Origin of the sequence: Bacillus stratosphericus, from assembly GCF_020524495.1 — a bacterium.
Lineage (GTDB): Bacteria > Bacillota > Bacilli > Bacillales > Bacillaceae > Bacillus > Bacillus stratosphericus_B.
This window is the reverse complement of the sequence record NZ_JAIVLB010000033.1, coordinates 1-17004: the sequence shown is the minus strand read 5'-3', so window position 1 is coordinate 17004 and position 17004 is coordinate 1. Positions and strand designations below refer to the sequence as shown.

The 17004-nt window shown below is 41.9% G+C and carries 15 protein-coding genes, 1 pseudogene and 1 riboswitch; of the genes and pseudogenes, 1 reads left to right on the top strand and 15 read right to left on the bottom strand.

What is annotated here, in order from left to right:
- Positions 1-46: 46 nt before the first annotated feature.
- The 14 genes and pseudogenes from LC033_RS12820 to zapA form a co-directional block, all read right to left on the bottom strand.
- Positions 47-1282: an aspartate kinase gene (locus LC033_RS12820; RefSeq protein ID WP_226569024.1), complete on the bottom strand. Its 1236-nt coding sequence runs from the start codon at positions 1280-1282 to the stop codon at positions 47-49.
- A gap of 141 nt (positions 1283-1423) precedes the next feature.
- Positions 1424-1601: riboswitch (Lysine riboswitch) on the bottom strand.
- Positions 1602-1662: 61 nt separating this feature from the next.
- Positions 1663-3435, bottom strand: a complete 1773-nt coding sequence (uvrC, locus tag LC033_RS12815; protein WP_226569022.1) for an excinuclease ABC subunit UvrC — start codon at positions 3433-3435, stop codon at positions 1663-1665.
- A gap of 140 nt (positions 3436-3575) precedes the next feature.
- The gene (trxA, locus tag LC033_RS12810) at positions 3576-3890 is read right to left on the bottom strand and encodes a thioredoxin (protein WP_226569019.1); all 315 of its coding nucleotides are present in this window, start codon (positions 3888-3890) and stop codon (positions 3576-3578) included.
- 357 nt (positions 3891-4247) lie between these two features.
- Positions 4248-4515, bottom strand: a pseudogene (locus LC033_RS12805) (alpha-N-arabinofuranosidase); the annotation flags it as partial.
- 115 nt (positions 4516-4630) lie between these two features.
- On the bottom strand, positions 4631-5608 hold the full coding sequence (locus LC033_RS12800) for an electron transfer flavoprotein subunit alpha/FixB family protein (protein ID WP_226569017.1): 978 nt from the start codon (positions 5606-5608) through the stop codon (positions 4631-4633).
- A 45-nt stretch (positions 5609-5653) separates the two neighbouring features.
- Positions 5654-6427, bottom strand: coding sequence for an electron transfer flavoprotein subunit beta/FixA family protein (locus tag LC033_RS12795; protein WP_226569015.1), 774 nt, complete (start codon positions 6425-6427; stop codon positions 5654-5656).
- Between the two features lie 31 nt (positions 6428-6458).
- Entirely contained in the window at positions 6459-7238 is a 780-nt protein-coding gene (locus LC033_RS12790) for an enoyl-CoA hydratase (RefSeq protein ID WP_226569013.1), read from the bottom strand.
- Positions 7239-7263: 25 nt separating this feature from the next.
- Entirely contained in the window at positions 7264-7848 is a 585-nt protein-coding gene (gene fadR, locus LC033_RS12785; protein ID WP_226569011.1) for a fatty acid metabolism transcriptional regulator FadR, read from the bottom strand.
- 165 nt (positions 7849-8013) lie between these two features.
- On the bottom strand, positions 8014-9732 hold the full coding sequence (locus LC033_RS12780) for an AMP-binding protein (protein ID WP_226569009.1): 1719 nt from the start codon (positions 9730-9732) through the stop codon (positions 8014-8016).
- Positions 9733-10313: 581 nt separating this feature from the next.
- The gene (locus tag LC033_RS12770) at positions 10314-10718 is read right to left on the bottom strand and encodes a DUF350 domain-containing protein (RefSeq protein ID WP_226569007.1); all 405 of its coding nucleotides are present in this window, start codon (positions 10716-10718) and stop codon (positions 10314-10316) included.
- Between the two features lie 15 nt (positions 10719-10733).
- A complete protein-coding gene (locus tag LC033_RS12765) occupies positions 10734-13091 on the bottom strand; it encodes an endonuclease MutS2 (protein WP_226569067.1) in 2358 nt (785 codons plus the stop codon).
- 21 nt (positions 13092-13112) lie between these two features.
- The gene (gene polX, locus LC033_RS12760) at positions 13113-14825 is read right to left on the bottom strand and encodes a DNA polymerase/3'-5' exonuclease PolX (RefSeq protein ID WP_226569004.1); all 1713 of its coding nucleotides are present in this window, start codon (positions 14823-14825) and stop codon (positions 13113-13115) included.
- Between the two features lie 115 nt (positions 14826-14940).
- The gene (locus LC033_RS12755) at positions 14941-15474 is read right to left on the bottom strand and encodes a CvpA family protein (protein ID WP_226569002.1); all 534 of its coding nucleotides are present in this window, start codon (positions 15472-15474) and stop codon (positions 14941-14943) included.
- Between the two features lie 7 nt (positions 15475-15481).
- Entirely contained in the window at positions 15482-15739 is a 258-nt protein-coding gene (gene zapA / locus LC033_RS12750; protein ID WP_226569000.1) for a cell division protein ZapA, read from the bottom strand.
- 134 nt (positions 15740-15873) lie between these two features.
- Here zapA and rnhC point away from each other — a divergent pair, with 134 nt between their 5' ends.
- A complete protein-coding gene (rnhC, locus tag LC033_RS12745; protein ID WP_226568998.1) occupies positions 15874-16794 on the top strand; it encodes a ribonuclease HIII in 921 nt (306 codons plus the stop codon).
- A gap of 65 nt (positions 16795-16859) precedes the next feature.
- Here rnhC and LC033_RS12740 read toward each other — a convergent pair.
- A partial coding sequence (locus LC033_RS12740) for an IS3 family transposase (protein WP_226569065.1) occupies positions 16860-17004 on the bottom strand: 145 nt, incomplete at its 5' end.

Below are 17004 nucleotides of genomic sequence, written 5' to 3'. Positions count from 1 at the left end.
AAAAAAGAGGTGCACTCTTTCATGAAATACACCTCTTTTTATTTTTTTAAGAGTGCGCAGCTACACTTACTTTTGATAGATCAAACGCATCATGCAGGGCTTCAACCGCTTTGACCATATCATCACGGCCTACCACTGTTGAGACTTTGATTTCAGACGTACTGACCATTTTCACTAGAATGTCTTTTTCAGCTAACACAGCGAACATTTCAGCAGCTACGCCTGGATTTGAGACCATACCCGACCCAACGATGGATACTTTGGCTAATTTGCTTTCTGTCTCAATCTGCTCATAGCCAAGTGCCCCTTTATATTCTTCTAATACTTCAACTGTTTTGGACAAATCATCCGTTTTCACAGAGAAAGAGATGGAAGTTTGATTTGTGCTTGTGACGGACTGAATGATGATATCAACGTTGATATTTTGCTTAGCAAGCGTCGTAAAAATGGTCGACAATGTTGTTAAACCGCTTGAAAGGCCGCACACCGTCACACGTGTGATCTGATCTTCAAATGCAATTCCTCTTACGACTAAATTTTGTTCCACGGATGATTCCTCCTCAATTAACGTACCCGTTTCATATTCAATACTAGAACGGACTTCTAGTGGGACTTGATAATTTTTCGCAAACTCTACGGCTCTCGGATGCAAGACGCCAGCCCCTAAATTGGCTAGCTCGAGCATCTCATCGTATGAAATACCTGCAAGTTTTCGCGCAGACGGCACATAACGCGGATCTGTCGTAAACACACCTGATACGTCCGTGTAAATATCACATTTGTTGGCTTTGAGTGCAGCAGCAAGTGCCACAGCCGTCGTATCTGAACCACCACGGCCAAGAGTTGTAATATGTAGATCATCTGCAATCCCTTGAAAGCCTGCTACTACAACGACTTTTCCCGCACTCAGTTCTTCTTGGATTCTTGCTTCATCGATGTCCACGATTCTTGCATTTCCGTACACCTTCTCTGTTTTCATACCAGCCTGCCAGCCTGTAAAGGAAATGGCATCATAGCCTTTTGCTTGCAGTGCCATTGCCAATAACGAAATGGTCACTTGCTCCCCAGTCGTTAGCAGCATATCCATTTCTCTTTTGCTTGGATCATCTGTGAGTTCTCTCGCTAGGTCCACTAGAACATCAGTTGATTTGCCCATTGCTGACACAACCACGACCACATCATGTCCTGCCTTGCGTGCAGCGATCACTCTCTCTGCGGCTCTGCGAATTTTTTCTGTCGATCCAACGGATGTTCCGCCAAATTTTTGTACAATTAGTCCCATGTCTAACCACCCTTTTTCAAAAGATCACGTGTAAGAGAAGAGGCAAGAAGCGGCTTTGGAGACTGCCCACTCACTGCAAACAAAAAAGCAATGAGAGAACAGATCTCCCATTGCTTTGAAATCATCATCAAAAGATGCAAACAATGAGATAGCCCTCCAAGAAATAAATTCTTGACAGCCCTACATTTCTTCAATGTACAGCCAGCGAATAAAATGAGTGGATTTTATTCACTTCGGCGACGCTCCCCTTTCAGCCCTCTTCCTAGATCCCATCGATCTCTGACGGCCTACTTTTGAAGTTCGCACCTCTATCTTCAACAAACAACACGTTCATTTATTAAATTAGTGACATTTTAACAGACTATTGGAAAAAGTACAATCTATTTTTTTAATGCTTCCATTAAAAGTTTGGCCGTTTGTTTCGGAATGCCAGCCTCCTGAAAATCTTGGACAGAAGCTTCCTTCATCTTTTTCACAGAGCCAAAATGTTTGAGCAGCTGCTTTTTACGCTTTTCTCCGATACCTGGTACATCATCTAAAATAGACTGGAATGCATTTTTTCTGCGCAGCTGCCGGTGAAAGCTAATGGCAATCCGGTGCACTTCATCTTGAATACGGTGTAATAAATAAAAGGCCTGACTGTTACGCTCTAGCGCAACAATTTTAAGTGTATCACCCATCATGAGATTCGATGTCCGGTGTTTTTCATCTTTCACAAGACCTGCTACTGGAACAGACAAATTCAATTCATTTTCGAGCACATCTATGGCTGCGTTGATCTGTCCTTTTCCTCCATCAATTAAAATTAAATCTGGAAGCGGCAGCTCATCCTTTAACACGCGAGTATATCGTCTTCTGATGACTTCGCGCATGGATGCATAATCATCTGGCCCTGCGACGGTTTTAATTTTGTATTTTCGATATTCCTTTTTATACGGTTTCCCGTCCTGAAACACAACCATAGCGGAAACTGGGTCTGCACCTTGAATATTTGAGTTATCAAATGCCTCAATCCGGTATGGCATATAAATATTGAGTGCATCGCCGAGCTGCTTTACCGCCCCAATTGTCCGTTCTTCATCACGCTCTATGAGCGAGAATTTTTCTTTGAGAGCGATTTTGGCATTTTGATGTGCAAGTAAAAGCAAATCCTTTTTCTTTCCTTTTTTCGGCTGGTGAACATTCGTTTCAAGCAATTGCTCGAGCATCTCTTGATCTACGCTGTCTGGCACTAAAATTTCCTTTGGAATAAAATGGTTGTTCTTTTCATAAAACTGCCCCATAAACGTTAGGAATTCTTCTTCAGGGTCTTGATACATTGGGAACAGACTGACATCGCGCTCAATTAATTTCCCCTGTCTGATGAAGAAGACTTGGACACACATCCAGCCCTTATCATAGGCATAGGCAAATACATCGCGATCGGATAAGTCACTCATCGTCATTTTCTGCTTTTCCATCGTTGAGTCGATGTATACGATTTGATCTCTTAATTCCTTTGCCCGCTCAAACTCTAATTGTTCAGCCGCTTCTTGCATCTTCTCAGTTAGTTCTTTCTTAATTTGCTGATGCCCTCCGTTTAGAAACCTTGTGATTTCATCCACGAGCTGCTTATTCGTTTCTTCAGAAATATCATACACACATGGTGCAAGACATTGTCCAAGGTGGTAATAAAGACAGACGCGATCAGGAAGTGTCGCACATTTTCTTAGTGGATATAAACGGTCCAGCAGCTTTTTTGTTTCTCTTGCTGCTTGTACGTTCGGATATGGACCGAAGTATCGCCCTTTATCCTTTTTCACATTGCGGGTGACAATCAGCTTAGGATGCCGCTCATTCGTAATTTTAATAAAAGGATATGTCTTATCATCCTTAAGCATGACGTTGTATTGTGGGTCATATTTTTTGATTAAATTCAGCTCTAAAATAAGCGCCTCAATATTAGAAGAGGTCACAATGTATTCAAAGTCCACAATTTCATTAACAAGCCGCTGCGTTTTGGCATCATGAGAGCCAGTGAAATAAGAGCGTACCCTATTTTTTAATACCTTTGCCTTTCCCACATAAATGACCTTATTTTGCCTATCTTTCATTAAGTAACAGCCTGGTTGATCAGGCAGGACTGACAACTTTTCTTTGATCAGTTTGTTCATCTTTTCATCCGTCCTTGTTTTCCTCTTTCACTCCTTCTAGTGTATCACGAACGTTTGTTTTATACCATGGTGAAAGAAAAGCGGCTCTCGTCTATACGAGAACCGCTTTCAGTAATCATACCGAATTGGCACAAATGGATTTATAGATGTTTGTTTACAAGCTCAGCTAGTGCTTCTTTTGGTTTAAAGCCAACAGAAGTTTCTACGACTTCACCGTCTTTTAAAACAAGAAGTGTTGGGATACTCATCACGCCGTATTTACCAGCAGTTTCTTGGTTATTGTCTACATCAATTTTTACAATTTTCATTTTATCGCCCATTTCTTGATCAAGCTCTTCAAGAACTGGAGCAATCATTTTACAAGGGCCGCACCATGGTGCCCAAAAATCTGCAAGAACAACACCTTCTGCCGTTTCTTGTAAAAATGTTGCGTCAGTCGCTTTTACGATTGCCATTATTCATTCCTCCAATGTAAATTATGCTTTTTAGTATAGCATCTACCAATGTGACTTGCGAATGAAATGCTTACGAATCATTTTTTTGAAATGAATCAAAAAACAAACCTTATAATCGCACCGATGACAACAATCGCACCGATGATCACCAGAATGGTTCTTAACATATGACATAACTCCCTTTCCGCTTCATTTACAACTTATGATGCCCCAACATTCTTTTCATCAAACATAGGAATATGTCTCAGGTGAGGTGGATTGTCATCATCACAACCGACATACATCAAATTTCTAGAAATCGATAGATAGGGGTCAAGACCGGCACAGCAAAATGGTATCTCTCCTCGTGTTTTGTTAATACAAAAACCCAAGATTTGTTCCTAGCTCTGGGTCATACCAAGTCCCCTATTCATCAATGATCATCCCGATTCTCTTTTCTGGATCATAAAGATCCATGACCTGTCCATGATCCATGGAAAGCTGTTCCATCTCATAAGACTTTTTCAACGTCGTAAACCATTCATCCTTAGAAAATCAGTCGCAGACCTTTCTTCTCCCATGTACCAGGAACAGTATAATAATGCAAACTGAGTCCGTCCATCCATGAAGCAGCACACTCCATTAGAAATGAGTCCGATCACTTCATTTACTTTTACTGTTCCCTTCACTTGTTAACCGCTCCTTTTTTTCATGATGACATACAAAAAACCCAGAATACCTAGGCATTCTGAGTGTATGCGTTAAGAGTGGATAAACATCTTTTTTAACTCTTCATTCAAAAGTGGAACCACTTCAAACAAGTCACCAATGATCCCGTAATCGGCGATTTTGAAGATCTCAGCTTCTGGATCTTTGTTAATTGCAACAATGACTTTACTGTTAGACATTCCGGCTAAATGCTGAATTGCCCCTGATATCCCGCAGGCAATATAGAGGTCTGGTGTGACGACCTTACCCGTTTGACCAATTTGCAGGGCATAATCACAGTAGTCTGCATCACAGGCACCACGCGAGGCACCCACTGCTGCACCTAGCGTTTGGGCAAGTTCTGTGAGCGGTTCAAAGCCTTCCTTACTCTTGACCCCTCGCCCTCCAGCGACAATGACCTTTGCTTCAGATAGGTCTACACCTTCTGACGTTTTTTTGATGACTTCCTTCACAATCGTTCGCAGGTTCTGAATATCAACAGAAACAGGAATGACTTCTCCACTTCGTGATGCATCCCGTTCCAGCGGTGTCAAGTTGTTCGGGCGAATCGTCGCCAAAAGAAGACGATCTGTCGAGATGACTTTTTCAAAGGCTTTTCCTGAATAAATCGGTCTCGTGAAAACGAGATGTTCTCCGGCAACGCTTACATCTATTGCATCTGAAATCAAGCCTGTTTGCAGGCGTGCTGCTATTTTGGGTGACAAGTCTTTTCCGATAGACGTATGACCAAAAAACACTGCATCTGGATTGACCTGATCTAATATCACTTGAAGCGCCTGCGCAAAACCATCTGACGTATAATATGAAAGGTGTGGATGCTCCACAATCATGACTTGATCTGCTCCATAGTAAAGCAGCTCATCGGCTTGTTCTTTGACGTTATCCCCTATTAAAACGCCGATCACCTCACCGCCATCAGCCACTTGATGAGCGGCAGCAATCGCTTCAAATGTCACATTTCTTAATTTACCGTCACGACTCTCTCCAAGTACAACAACTTTTTTACTCATCTTTCAAGCTCCCCCTTGTTCTCGTGATATCATAAACTGGGATGTTTAGATCACTTTTGCTTCATTTCTTAATAGATCTGTCAGTTCCTTGACTTGATCCTGAAGCTCACCGCTCAGCATCTTGCCACCCTCTTTTTCCTCTGGTAAGAAACGTTCAATCGTTTTGATTTTATATGGCACATCGTCCTCATCGAGATCTAAATCATCTAGTTCCAATTCTTCAAGAGGCTTTTTTTTCGCCTTCATGATACCTGGTAATGATGGATAACGAGGCTCATTGAGACCCTGCTGCGCTGTGACCACAAGCGGGAGCTCGACAGAAATCACTTCAATGTCACCCTCTGCATCTCGTTCAATTGAAGCGGAGTTGCCGTCAATTTGAATACTTGTAATCGTTGTGACATATGAAAAGCCAAGTAATTCAGCAAGACGCGGGGCAACCTGTCCAGAGCCGCCGTCAATCGCCACATTCCCTGCTAAGATTAAAGAAGCCTCTTTGTCCTTGAAATAGTGATATAGAATCGTAGAAGCTGAATATTGATCCCACTCCTCCAAGTCGTCTTCAACATTTAATAAAACGGCTTGGTCACAGCCCATAGCAAGTGCTGTTCTCAGCTGTTTCTCCGCATCCTCGCTGCCAACTGTCACAACGGTTACTTCTCCCCCGTGCTCATCCCGAAGCTGAATCGCTTCTTCTATTGCATACTCGTCATAAGGATTAATAATGAACTCTGCCCCATCTTCTTGAATGGTACCAGACTGAATGGAAATTTTCTCTTCCGTATCAAACGTACGCTTCATCAAAACAAATATATTCATCCATTTCTCCCCCTTGTGTCGTACTGATCTCTTATTCCCCTTTAAAATTCGGTTTGCGCTTTTCGATAAAGGCTTGGATGCCTTCTTTGGCATCATTCGATTGGAAGACCTCACCAAACTTTTTGGCTTCCAGCTTCATTCCGCCATCATATGAATACACTTTTGCCGCATTCAATAACTCAAGCACATACTCGAGTGTTTTTGGGCTTTTCGCTGCAAATTTCGCCGCAAGTGTTTTGGCTGCTTCCAGCGCCTCTTCCTCTGCTTTTACAAGCTTTGAAACAAGTCCGCAAGCGAATGCATCTTCTCCTGTAATCGGTTCAGCTGTTCCCATCATTTCAAGTGCTTTAGCAGCACCAACGTAACGAGGTAGACGCTGCGTTCCTCCAAAGCCTGGAATAATGCCGAGGTTTAGTTCCGGTAGCCCAAGCTTCGCATCGTTTGTTGCGATACGAATATCACAGGACATCGCTAGCTCAAGGCCACCGCCTAATGCTGCCCCATGAATGGAGGCAATGACTGGCTTTGGACATTGCTCAATTCGTTCAAAGACTTGCTGTCCTCGGTCTGCAAGGCTCGCATAATCAGACTCTTCCTGTAAGGTCGTAAATTCTTTTATATCAGCACCCGCTGAGAAGAATCTGCCTTCTCCATGGATGATAATAGCTCGCACTTCTTCATTTTGTTCGAGCTGGTCAAACATGTCATCGAGCTCAGTGAGAAGCTGAGAAGATAAGGCGTTTGCAGGTGGATGTTGAATCGTGATGAGCGCTGTCTGTCCTTCATAATGTAAGCTGAGTATCTTTTCCATGTCAATCATCCTTTTTCAATTGTCTTTAAGATTGGTGTATTCCGTTTAAGAGTAGATCATGTACGTTTTCTGCAAGTGCAGACAGGTCATACTTTTGATCATTCATGACCCATGTTGTAGCGGTTTCATCAATCGTTCCAAATACCATTTGTCTCGCTAAACGGACATCCAGATCTTGTTTAAATTCTCCTGTTTTCTTTCCCTCTGTTAAAATGGAGTCGAGCATATTTAAGTACCCTTTCAGCACCTCATTGATTTTTTGCCGCAGCTCGAGGTTTGACTGCCTGAGTTCAAGCTGTGTCACAAGGGCCAAATGATGATCTTGCGAAAGCAGGCGAAAGTGTTCCTGAATCAGTAGGAGAAGCTTTTCTTTGGCAGACGGTTTCTTTTGAATATCTGTTTCCATCCGTTCGATGAATTGTCCCATTTTTTCTTTGAATAATGAGATCAGAATATCCTCTTTGTTTTTAAAATAGAGATAAATCGTTCCGTCTGCTACCCCCGCTTGTTTGGCAATCTTTGAAACTTGCGATTGATGATAGCCATTCTCTGCAATCACTACAACTGCTGCATCAATAATTTGCATGTACTTCGGTCTTTTCTGCTTCAATGTGCTTCGTCCCTTTCTAAATTGAATGAGCATTCATTCATAACTTTATGTTAAAAAGAAACGAGTGATTTGTCAAGTGAAGTTCTTCTTTCTTTTCAACCTTTAAGATACCAGAGCAGACAAGCATAATTCATATCATCCGGCCGGTGGACCGGATGATGCTAGTTATTTTTTTGATTGATCGGCAGGCACTTCAGATAAAGATGATTGCTTTCTTTTTTCTTCTTCAATTAAGACTCTGCGCAAGATTTTTCCTACGGCCGTTTTAGGCAGTGCCTCCTTAAATTCATAGACACGCGGCACTTTAAATGAGGCAATTCGCGTTCTGACAAAACGATCTAGCTCATCCTCTGTTAAATAGGCATCCTTTTTCGTGACAACAAATGCTTTTACCGTCTCTCCCCGGTACGGGTCTGGAATACCTGCCACGACTACTTCCTGTACAAGCTCATGCTCATAAAGGGCTTCTTCGACCTCTCTTGGGTAAATATTATAGCCACTCGCAATGATCACATCTTTTTTCCGGTCTACTATATAGAAAAAACCGTCCTCATCCATATACCCAATATCTCCGGTGAAAAACCAGCCATCCCTTAACACAGCCGCTGTCTCCTCTGGCTGATTCCAGTACCCCTTCATGATCTGCGGCCCTTTAACAATAATTTCTCCGTGCTCATATGGCTCCTTGAGTCCTCCGGTTTCCTCGCAATAAATACCGGCATCTGTATTGGGCCAAGGACAGCCAATGCTGCCTATTTTGTTCACTCCCCATAAGAAATTGGCATGAGTCACTGGCGAGGTTTCTGAAAGACCATATCCCTCCACTAAGCGTCCTCCTGTCAATTTTTCAAAGCTTTGTTTGACTTCAACAGGAAGAGCCGCCGAGCCGCTTAAACAAGCCGTAATGGACGACAGGTCATAATCTTCAATGTTCGGGTGATGGAGCAAGCCAATATACATCGTTGGTGCTCCAGGAAACAACGTCGGTTTTTGTTTTTCAATGGTTTTGAGGGTATCAGCCACATCAAAGCGCGGCAGAAGAATCATTTGATGCCCTTCTTTAACAGCAAGGTTCAGCACGGTGGTCATCCCGTACACATGAAAAAACGGAATGATGCCAAGTATTCGTTCTTTTGCCCGATTTGTTTTATACATCCAGGATGCACACATTTCTGTATTGGCTAGTATATTTTCATGTGTGAGCATGACCCCTTTCGGTAAACCAGTCGTTCCACCTGTATACTGTAAAACAGCGACATCCTCTTTCGGTTGAAAGGATCGCTGCGGAATCCGTTCTCCTGATGATTCTTTCATGACCTGTGAGAAGTCATGAATGGTATCACTTTTCTCGACTTGGATGACCATTTTGTTTTTTCTTCGTTGAACAATAGGGAACAAAATATTTTTCGGGAATGGTAAATAATCTTGTAGTTTGGTGATGATCAAGTGTTCCATACATGTCAACGCTTTCATTTTATAGGCCTTTGGATACAGCAGATCGAGTGTGATCAGCACCTTTGAACCGCTATCCTCCATTTGATATGCGAGTTCTTTCTCCGTATAAAGCGGGTTTGTTTGAACAACAATGCCTCCTGCTATCAAAACAGCATAATAAGAAATGGCCGATTGTGGGCAGTTTGGTAGCATAATAGCCACTCGGTCGCCTTTTTTCACGCCAATCTTGATCAGATGATTGGCTAGTTTTAACGCATCTTTCTGTAACTGCTCATAGGAGATGTTTTTCCCTAAAAAATGAATGGCTGTATGCTCAGGTGCTGCCTCTGCGGAGCTGAATAAGTAAGATTGTAACGTTTCATTTGGGATGGTGAGTTCGTGGGGAATTTGATTTGGGTAATGCAGAAGCCATCGTTTATCTGACTGCATAAAAACCCTCCTTCCTGAACTTTCATACTATTTTATTATAGCAAACTTTTCCTTAGGCAGCTTGCTTTTTTCAAATAGACCTACACAATTGTACACCTTCACTTTTTGGTCTGTATTTCTATAGATTCTCTTTTCCCTTCATAATACCATTTCTCATATAACCACCCGATCACACGAAACGACTCATTGACTCTTTCCATCATTTTTTATGGGTACTAGGGTCATTGTAAATGTGTATGTATAAAATCTAGTAAATGACTTCATCAGCATCTCTTGTTCTCTTATGAAGCACTTCAATTCCTCGTTCATACTGAATGAGGGTAAAAAAGGTCTACGGTTCATATATGTCTTGGAGACGTGATGTCTAGACAAGTTTCAATGCGCTTCATTAGTTCGTCTTTTTGTAAGATTTGATTCATCAAGATTCGCCGCCTTTGATGAGATAAAAGCTGTCAAGACTTTCCTTGACAGCTTTCTAAGATGGTATTTTCATTTCACAGGAACATGTAAACGGCACCAATGACCGCAAAAGTGCAGGCAACCACGATTAATACCTTTGCTAGCTTTTCCATGTTGTCTCCTTATATGCCGGCTGCTACTACGTAAGACAGCCCAACAGAAATAATGAGTGAAATAAACCCAACCGCTCTATTATCATTCTCAATCTCTTTGTCTACTTTAAATCTTGGTGTTAAAAATTCAAATATGAAGTAACTGACAAGCAGCATCATAAAGCCGTAAACGCCCCATCCAACCATTTGAGGAAGGGAGTTATGCTGTACGATAGAATGCTGAAACACATTCGCAATCCCAAAGATCTTCCCGCCTGTTGCCATAGCAACCGCTAAGTTCCCCCGCTGAATCTCTTCCCAGTTTTTATAGGAGGTCACGAGTTCAAAAATGGTTAGAAATAAGACAAGACATAGGACGGCCACGCTGTAATAGGCAGCGATCTCCACAAGTTCATTTTCCCAAAAGGCTTTCATGCGTTTTCTCCCTTTTTACTTTAATTCGACGATGGTGACGCCTGATCCTCCCTCGCCCTGTTCTCCAAAACGAGCATTTTTCACACTTCGATGCTGTTTTAATAATTCCTGGACTCCTTTTCTTAGGGCGCCCGTTCCTTTTCCATGAATAATCGACACGCGCGGATAGCCAGCTAATACGGCATCATCTAAATATTTCTCGACCCTACTTAATGCATTCTCATAACGCTCTCCCCTTAAATCAAGCTCAAGCGATACATGATAGTCTTTCCCTTTGACCGCCGTAATGGCTTTCTCTTGCTTAAATTCCGGTGCTGATTTGATAAATTCCAAGTCTTTTTCTTTTACTTTCATTTTCAGAATGCCCATTTGGACACTCCATTCTTTGTCACCTGTTTGTTCGAGCAATGTTCCTTTTTGTCCAAATGTGAGCACTTTGACTTCATCGCCTGGCTTTAGCTGTCTTGCTGCTTTTTTCGCTGGCTCTGGTTTTTTCTTCCGATCAAACTCAGGGACAGCTTCTTCAAGACGCTTTCTCGCATCGATGAGTTCATGCTCTTTGACCACGCGATGCTCACTTTTAATGGAACGGAGCTCTTGTATGATGTCTTCAGCTTCTTTGGCTGCTTGTTCAATCTTTTCTTTCGCTCTTTGTTCAGCTTCTTTAAACAGCTTGTCTTTTCGCTCATTCCATTCAACGATTTGTCTTTGCAGTTCCTTATGAAGCTTCTCGGCTTCTTTTCTATAAGATTCTGTTTCATGCAGTTCTTCTTCTGCTTGTTTCTTACTGTCTTCTAGTGAAGCAATCATTTGATCTACTTCATTATGCTCTGCATGCATATCCGCTTTTGCTCTATCAATCAGGTGGTGAGGCAAACCAAGTCGTTTGGAGATTTCAAACGCGTTACTCCGTCCAGGTACACCGATGAGCAAGCGGTACGTTGGTGATAGGGTTTCGATGTCAAACTCTACACTTGCATTTGTGACGCCTTCACGGTTATACCCGTATGCCTTCAGCTCAGGGTAGTGTGTCGTTGCGATGACGCGCGCATTTGTTTGATGAACTTCATCTAAGATACTCATCGCAAGTGCTGCACCTTCAGCAGGGTCAGTTCCTGCCCCTAATTCATCAAATAACACAAGTGAATTCGAGGTCAAATTTTTTAAAATATCCACAATATTGACCATATGAGATGAGAACGTACTCAAGCTTTGTTCAATGGACTGTTCGTCTCCAATGTCGGCAAAGACTTGGTCGAATACAGCGATTTCTGATCCTTCTTCAACTGGAATATGAAGGCCTGCCTGCGTCATAAGCGTAAGGAGCCCCAATGTTTTTAAGGTGACGGTCTTACCACCAGTATTTGGTCCAGTGATCACGATCGTTGAAAAATCCTTACCAAGTTCAATGTCATTTGCCACAACCTGATCCCGAGGCAATAGAGGATGTCTTGCTCGCTTTAAATAAATCTCCCCTTGCTCGTTCACAGAAGGCTTCGTTGCTTTTTCTGCCTTTGCATATTTGGCTTTGGCAAAGATGAAATCTAACGTCTGGAGTTCTTTTACATTATGAAGCAGTTCATCAATATGCTCTGACACGCTTTCTGTCAAGATTTGCAGAATCTTTTCGACCTCTTCCTTTTCTTTTAAACGGGTTTGCTGCAAGGTATTATTCAGATCTACGACCACTTGAGGCTCAATAAAAAGTGTGGCACCTGAAGACGACTGATCATGAACAATCCCACCATAATTTGAGCGGTACTCTTGCTTAACCGGGATGACAAAACGATCATTACGAATGGTGACAATGGTGTCTGAGAGCATTTTTGAAGCAGATTGTGAACGAACCATGGATTCTAATTTATCACGTACTTTTGATTCTAGTGAGCGTAATTGGATGCGTAATGAACGAAGTGCCGGGGTTGCATGATCAAGCACTTCTCCATTATCACCGATACAGCTCTCGATTTCTTTTCTGATTTCAGGCAGTAAAATGAGCGTTTCTGCATATGTTTGAAGGCATGGTATGTCTACACCATCTTCATACATAGACGCGAGAAAGTGCTTCATATTCTTCACAGCATATAATAGTCCTGCGATTTCCATCAGCTCAGAAGGACTTAATGTACTGCCGATTTCTGCCCGTTTGACTCCACATCTAATATCCGTTAACCCGCCAAACGGTGCAGATCCCTTTAACCGGATCACATCTTGTGCTTCTGCTACCTCTTCCAGCAAGTGCTGAATGGTTTCTATTTCCGTGAGCGGCGTTAAATCTTGTGCTCTCTCTTTTCCTAAGGTCGATGCAGTATAGGACATGACTTTTTCTTTTACTTTTTGAAATTCTAATGATGCTAACACTTTTTGTTGCAGCATTGTACAGCCTCCTAACGACTACCTGTCACGCGTTAAAAACTTTTTCATCTCATTGAGAGAAAATGTATTCATGACATTTGCTTTTGGTGTCCAGCCCTTTCTTGCAGCTGTTACACCGATTTCCATATGATCTAACATAGCGATGTTGTGGGCATCTGTATTGATCATGATGTTCACACCCACTTCGTTTGCTTTCATTAAATGCTCTGTATTCAAATCAAGTCTTGAGGGATTGCTATTTAGCTCTAGTGCAGTGCCTGTTTTCTTTGCAAGCTCTATAAGCTGATCGATATTTAAGGAATAGCCATCCCGTCTACCGATTAAACGCCCTGTTGGATGTCCAATTAAATCCACATGCTGATTTTGAAGGGCATTTTCAAGACGCTTCATTATGACTTCTTCCGGCTGAGAAAAGCTAGAATGGATAGAAGCAATCACAAAATCCATGGTAGCTAAAAAGTCATCATCATAATCTAACGATCCATCCGGCAAAATATCCATCTCTACCCCTTTGAAAATGTAAAAATGCTCGAATTCCTGATTGAGCTTCTCAATTTCTTTTGCTTGTAGACGCAAACGTTCTTTTGTTAAACCATTTGCCACTTTTAAGTATTGAGAGTGATCCGTGATGGCCATGTATTCATAGCCTTTCGCCCTACATGCTTCAGCCATTTCACGAATAGAGAAGGCTCCGTCACTCCATGACGAGTGCATATGTAGGTCTCCTTTGATATCTTTCAGTTCCACAAATTGCATACTTTCTTTATACGTATCAATTTCTGCTCCGGTTTCACGAATTTCTGGTGGAATGAGTGGAAGTTGAAAATGGGCATAAAAAGCGCTTTCGTCTTCGAATGTTTTCACTTCTCCGGTTTCAATCGTTTCAACGCCATATTCACTAATACGCTCTCCGCGCTCCTTCGCAAGCTGTCGCATTCTAATATTATGATCTTTTGATCCTGTGAAATGATGCAATGTGGTGGCAAATTGCTCTGTTGTCACAAGGCGGAAGTCCACACTGATCTCAAAATCAAGTGCAAGAATGACAGATACCTTCGTATCACCACTTGCAATGATGTCTTTTACATGATCAAATGCAACGAGCTGCTCTCTGACCTGTTTAGGGTGATCTGTCGCAATGATATAATCTAAATCTTTTACCGTTTCACGTACACGTCGTAAACTACCAGCTCTTGAAAAGCGAATGATTTCCTCCATATGTTCGAGCACATGATCAATCCGCTCTGCGACATCTAAAGCAAAACCAATCGGCAGTCGTTCAGGCTGCTTCCCCGCTTCCTCAAGGGCTGCGAGAAGTTTTTCTTCTGTTTTTTTACCGAAGCCAGCTAACACTTGAACCTTCTCAGCTTCACACGCTACTTTTAAAGACTGAGCATCGTGCACACCAAGTTCCTTGTAAAGCTTTGCGATCTTTTTCCCGCCTAATCCTGGCAATTTTAATAGCGGGACAAGTCCTTCAGGTACTTCCTTTTTCAATTGTTCTAATGTCTCTGATTGGCCTTTTTCGATATACTCTGTGATCACAGCAAAGGTTCCTTTACCAATGCCGGGTAATGATAATAGATCATCTATTTGAGAAAGGCTACGGTCATCTTGTTCAAGTGCCGCTGCTGCTTTTCGAAAGGCAGATACTTTAAAAGGATTATCTCCTTTTAACTCCATATATACTGCTATTGTTTCAAGAAGTTTGATAATATCTTTTTTATTCATCTCTCATCCTCCAGCCGCTTTGGCATCTTCCTTTATAAATATACAAACTTTTCCTTCATCCGACAACTTTGTATCATGGAATGAGAAAAAACTTCTCCAAGAAAAGGAGAAGTTTTTAAACGCCATACGTCGTCCATAATTCTTTGACAAGACTGGACAGATAAGGGGTATTGCCTACGATCACATCTGCTAACATTGATTTGCTTATCATTGTTTGCAGCGCATCGACTGGAAGTAATGCAGCGACAAACAATAGAATAAACACAAATAAATATGTTTCAAGAAATCCTAAAACACCACCAAGCAGTTTGTTAAGCTGTTTAATCACAGGTATACTTGCAATGGTTGTGAGCAATCCGCCAATGATGGCGAGCAGGATTTTGGTCAAGATAAACAGAATGATAAACGCAATGGTATTATAATAAGCTGTTTCTAGATTCCCACTAAAGAAAGCGAGCTGCGCTTGACCACCGCTAAAATCAGGTGCTGGAATCCACGTTAGTTGTGGTGCAAGTGACTGATAAAACATCGAAGCAACTAAAATAGAAACAACAAAGCTAATCAATTTAATAGTTTGAAGAATAAACCCACGTTTTAGACCGACAAGCGTTCCCATAAGAAGCAAAAACAAAATGATGATATCGATCATGTTTATTTCATTCCTTTTCTTTAAGCTGAATCTCTAGTTTTTCGTATTGCTCTTTTAATTTCAAGTAGTCGTGGACGACATTGACTGCTGTCAGTACAGCTAATTTGTTTATATCAAGGTATGGGTTTTTTCCATTTATTTCTCTCATTTTATCATCAACAATTGAAGCAACATGTCGCATATGCATCTTCGTTTCTTGGCCGATGATCGTATAGGACTGTCCGTAAATCTCAACTGTTGTTTTCGTTTTACCGCCGTCAGACAACGTTTCTCCTCCATTCCACGAGAATCCTAGTCTCTATCATAACATGTTTAGACATTGAATGGAAAGACGAGCCCTTCCCTGTTATGGTACACTTTAGAAATCAATGATATCAAGGTAAAAAGGAGTTATCCACTGTGCCCCAATCCGTCTTAAAAGCCACATCAGAAAACATAAAGAAGATGAAGAGCGTGTATGCTCACCATTTAACTGACACTTTGCCGCCAGGCGCTCTGTTTCAAGCAAAGATTCCTGGCTGTACGATTACAGCATATCAATCTGGAAAAGTGCTGTTCCAAGGACAAAAGGCAGAAGCTGAAGCAAGTCAGTTCAGCCATTTAAAAGTGGCTGAAACGAAAAGTGAAAAAATACCTACTGCCACAAAATACAGCCCACCGTCTGGCATTGCTTCCATGTCGGTCATTGGATCAGATGAGGTGGGTACTGGTGATTATTTTGGACCAATCACGGTCTGTGCAGCCTACGTTGATTCCAGTCAGCTTGCTCTGATAAAAGAACTTGGCGTTAAAGACTCAAAAGGACTAAAGGATCCGCAGATTATCAACATGGCCAAAGATCTCATCAAAACCATCCCGTTCAGTCTTCTCGTTCTCCGTAATGAAAAGTACAATACCATGCAGGAAAAGGGCATGAGCCAAGGAAAAATGAAAGCACTGCTTCATAACCAAGTCATCACCTCCGTGCTAGAAAAACTGGATGGAAAACCAGAAGCTATTCTCATTGACCAATTTGCAGAACCCGGCATTTATTTCAAGCACCTTGCGGGGAAAAAGATCATCCGAGAGCGTACGTATTTTAGTACAAAAGCGGAAGGCATCCATTTATCAGTTGCTGCAGCTTCCATTATCGCAAGATACGCCTTTTTAATTGAAATGGATAAATTATCAAAAGAAGCAGGCTTTGACATTCCAAAAGGAGCCGGCTCTCATGTCGATAAGGCGGCAGCCAAGCTGATTAAGCTGCACGGCGAAGATGCTTTACGCCAATTTACAAAGCTGCATTTTGCCAACACCCAGAAAGCGAAAAAATGGTTATAATCAAAAAAGAGCTATAGCCCATGAGGGGACTGACCCCCGTTTTTGAGACAGGGATCAAAACACCTTTATACAGCCAATTGCCGATAGTTTGTCGGTGATTGGTTGTTTAGTTTTGTTTGAATACGAATGTTGTTATAATAATAAATGTATTCTTTGACAGTGCGTTCTACGATGTTGGTCGTAGTTCGATCAATCCTGTTAAGATAGAAC